2 protein-coding genes and 1 pseudogene are annotated in these 4,033 nt (G+C 48.4%); all 3 read right to left on the bottom strand.

Annotation, left to right across the window (positions count from 1 at the left end; all coding sequences use genetic code 11):
* Nucleotides 1-2,387 (bottom strand): ESPR-type extended signal peptide-containing protein (locus ACTHS3_RS10540; protein ID WP_440367926.1); only part of this gene is annotated, 2,387 nt, incomplete at its 3' end.
* 766 nt (nt 2,388-3,153) lie between these two features.
* On the bottom strand, nt 3,154-3,282 hold the full coding sequence (locus ACTHS3_RS10535) for a hypothetical protein (protein WP_256388401.1): 129 nt from the start codon (nt 3,280-3,282) through the stop codon (nt 3,154-3,156).
* Between the two features lie 154 nt (nt 3,283-3,436).
* A pseudogene (gene purH / locus ACTHS3_RS10530) lies at nt 3,437-4,033 on the bottom strand (bifunctional phosphoribosylaminoimidazolecarboxamide formyltransferase/IMP cyclohydrolase); the annotation flags it as partial.

Below are 4,033 nucleotides of genomic sequence, written 5' to 3'. Positions count from 1 at the left end.
GCGCCGGCTGCGCCAGTGTCACCTTTGTCGCCTTTAGCGCCGGCTGCACCAGTGTCACCTTTGTCGCCTTTAGCGCCAGCTGCACCAGTGTCACCTTTAGCGCCAGCTGCACCAGTGTCACCTTTGTCGCCTTTAGCGCCGGCTGCGCCAGTGTCACCTTTATCGCCTTTGTCGCCTTTAGGGCCAGCAGGACCGGTATCGCCTTTTTCGCCTTTAGGACCAGTAGCGCCGGTTGCACCAGTAGAACCGCCACCGATTACGCTCAGGGTGTACTCGTTAGTGCCGTTTGAGGTCATTGTCAAACCGTTACCGGCGATCAGTTTCAGAGTGTTATTGGCATTTGATTTAGGATCGTATTTGTATGTACCTTCAGCTGGTGAGCTACCGCTACCATTATGGCCTGAGAATACAAACGGATTCAGGTTTTCGATGCGGTTTGCAACAGCGTACAATTGAGAGCCGTTGATTGCATCGGTAGAAGTTGCAGAGATACGACCTGCAGCAACGTTTTGGATTTGACGTTCGTTACCTGCAGAACCTACAGACAATACTGCGCCATTGCCCAAACCGCTGGTTGCACCTGCGAAGCCGCTGTAAGTGTAGCTGCCAACAGTAGCAGTGTTAGTAGGTACGAAGTTGCTGGTTGTAGAACCGTTACCCAAAGCTACGCTGTTTTCGATAGTAGATTTAGCTTCTGTACCCAAAGCCAGAGTGTTTTTAGCTGTTGCTTGAGCACCGTTACCCAGAGCAGTTGCATATTCACCGCCATTAGCTTGAGCACCACGGCCCAATGCAATTGCTTGTTTAGAAGCAGCGTTACTTTGTACGCCCAAAGCTACTGAGTATTTACCAGTTGCTGTAGCAGCAGGACCGAATGCTGCAGCAGAAGTACCGTCAGCTACGGAACCACGACCGATTGCTACGTCAGAACCTTGTTTGGCTTGAGCGTCGCCACCCAATGCTACCGCGCCGTTTGCCAGAGCTTTAGAGCGCTCACCGATGGCTGTTGCTACGATACCGGTTGCTTGAGCTTCTGTACCGATTGCCATTGCCGAACCGGCATTATTTACTACGCCGTCGCCATCAGCGCCAGTAGAAGTACCGTCAGCTGTAGCAGAATGACCTACGGCAACGTCAGCAGCTTGCTTAGCAGTTGCACCGTTACCTTGAGCGATAGAGTTATTGCCAGCAGCTTTAGATTGAGTACCCAAAGCGATAGAGTTGTTACCGATTGCTTTAGCAGCAGAACCTGCTTTATTACCGAAATTACCATCCATCGCACCGCCAATAGCTACAGAATTTTCACCTGTTGCTTGAGCAGATGCACCACCAGCAAATGAGCCTGTGCCATTAGCTTGAGACAACACGCCGATAGCGGTAGCACGGTGAGCAGTTGATTCAGCATAAGCACCGACACCAATTGCGTTATCACCTCTAGAAACTGATTTAGTACCGACAGCAATGGAGTTATTGTTAGACGCAGTGGCAGTTTGACCCACAGCAATAGAGTTAGACTGAGCAGCAGTAGCGTTAGAACCTACAGCAATTGCAGCTTCTTTATTGGCTTGCGCATATGGACCAACTGCAACTGTCAGATTACCTTCTGCTTTTGTATATGAACCAACGCCGACAGCTTGAATACCTGACGCATTTGCGCTAGTACCTGCTGCAATCGCGTGGTCTTGGCTTGCCACAGTATCTTTACCGACAGCAATAGCATTGGTCCAAGCACCATGAGCGTTGTTACCAATAGCGATAGAATCTTGTTTTTCAGCGTTTGCATGCGTACCTACAGCAACTGCAGCAGCATTTGCATTGGAGTTATCACCAATAGCTGTTGCAAATTGTGCACCAGCATTTGCACGGTTACCGAATGCACTTGCGGAGTCTTGAGTAGCAGTTGCACGGTTACCTACTGCAGTCGCACGAATTTGAGTTGCTTGGGCTACATTACCGATTGCAACAGAAGCTTCACCACTTGCAACAGAGCTTACACCCATTGCAGTCGATGCACCGCCGGTTGCGATATTGTTATTACCTACTGCCAATGCTGCGTTTGCAGTCGCAGTATTGTTCGCACCGTAAGCGATAGTGCCATCTTGACTGCTGGCAGTATTTTGATAACCCACTACAACAGAGTTGACACCAACGTTTCTGTTAGAACCGTTGTAAGTACCATCAGGAGTAATGTCTACTGCACTACCTCCCAATCTTACAGCGGCCTCTACTCCGCTAGATGCCATCAAAGCACCTGCAGCAACCACCGCAGCAGCTACGGCTTTACGCTTGTCAGAAGCGGATTTTTTGCCGTGTGCATGGCTGATTTCGGAAACCGCGGTCCATGTCTGGGTCGCGTGGTTCCAAATGACTTTAAAGACTTTATTCATATCGATTTTCCTGTAAGGGGTTTGATTTCTTTTGGGACGTGTTGCTCGGCTGTAAACCGCCTGTCCACACATTTGCCGCATTTCAGAGTTTCCCCTTTATGCGGTTTCATGCCGTAATCTCCTGTATGCAATTCCCGTGCCAAAAGTCTCCACTCGGCCGAATGGCAGCTAAATTCCTGTTTTATGGGATTTTATGCTGATACATTTTGGGAAGCTTGTGAAGTTTGGGAAACGATGTGCCGTTTTTTGTCAGCTTGTTTCTTAACCAGTCACTTTTTGTCAGCTTCTTTCAATGCATTCGGAATCCTTGTCCAAATTTTATATGCGTTTGGTTTCGTAAATCAACTCTTCCGATAAAGTGTTATTTTTTCGCCCTCAACGGTCATGCTGGTTAGATTTACTTGTTGCTTTTTTTAAACGCTTTTTTATAATTATATGATTTTTATTGAAATTTTCAAACAATAATGATTATTAAATAATATGTTAACAGGATAGTTATTTTAGTGATAGATTTAGATGTCAGCTTTTATTTAGAGAATTAATGAGATTTGTATTGAAGGTTGATTTGAATCATGTGATGGGTTTATACAGTCTGTTTTCAGACGGCCTTTAACGTTTTCTAACATTTAAATGGCGGCTTAATGATGCGAATTGATGCGTTATTGAGCCGCTAAATAGTATAAAAAAGGCAAGTGTAAAACTTGCCTTTACGTTTGGAATCGGTCTGTTTTCTATGGTGTAACACCATGCCGTATTTCAGACGGCCTTACCAACGGAATGTTTGGGTCACGCCTGCGGAAGCGCCGTTGTTTCCGGCATAGCCGTAGCCGCCGGTATGGCTGGAGGCGCAGGCGGTGAGTGTGGCGAGGGTCAGGATGAGGAGGATGTGTTTCATGTTTTTTCTCTGAGTGGGTTGGTTTTAGACTTGGGACGTTTTGTTGCCGTATGAATCGGAATAGATATGGCTTTGTTGCTTTGTCTTGATTTAATGTATTGAAAAAGGCCGTCTGAAATCGGTTTTCAGACGACCTTTATTTTATATCAGCTTATCAGTGGCGGAAATGGCGAATACCCGTTACTACCATCGCAATACCGTGTTCGTCCGCTGCGTCGAAGACTTCTTGGTCGCGCATGGAGCCTGCGGGATGGATGATGGCTTTGATGCCCTGCTCGGCAATGACATCTACGCCGTCGCGAAATGGGAAGAAGGCATCGGAAGCGGCACAGGCGCCGTTTAAGTCTAAGCCTGCGTCCTGCGCTTTGCGGGCGGCGATGCGGGTGCTGTCCACGCGGCTCATTTGGCCTGCGCCGATGCCGTAGGTTTGGCCGCCTTTGCCGAAGACGATGGCGTTGGATTTGACGTATTTGGCGACGTTCCAGACGAACATCAGGTCATTCCATTCTTGCTCGGTCGGTTGGCGTTTGGAGACGACTTTCAAATCGGCGCGGTTGAGGCGGTGGATGTCGGGGGTTTGTACCAATAGTCCGCCGCCGACGCGTTTGAGTTCAAAGCGGTTGGCACCTGCTTCGAGCGGCACTTCCAATACGCGCACGTTTTTCTTGGCGGCGGCGATTTCGAGGGCTTCGGCGGTGAACTTCGGCGCCATAAGGACTTCCATAAATTGGTTGTCGGTAATTTGTTTGAC

The sequence above is a fragment of the Neisseria sp. P0009.S007 genome (assembly GCF_051962515.1).
The sequence above is the reverse complement of the archived record's forward strand: the minus strand, read 5'-3'. Positions and strand labels throughout refer to the sequence as shown.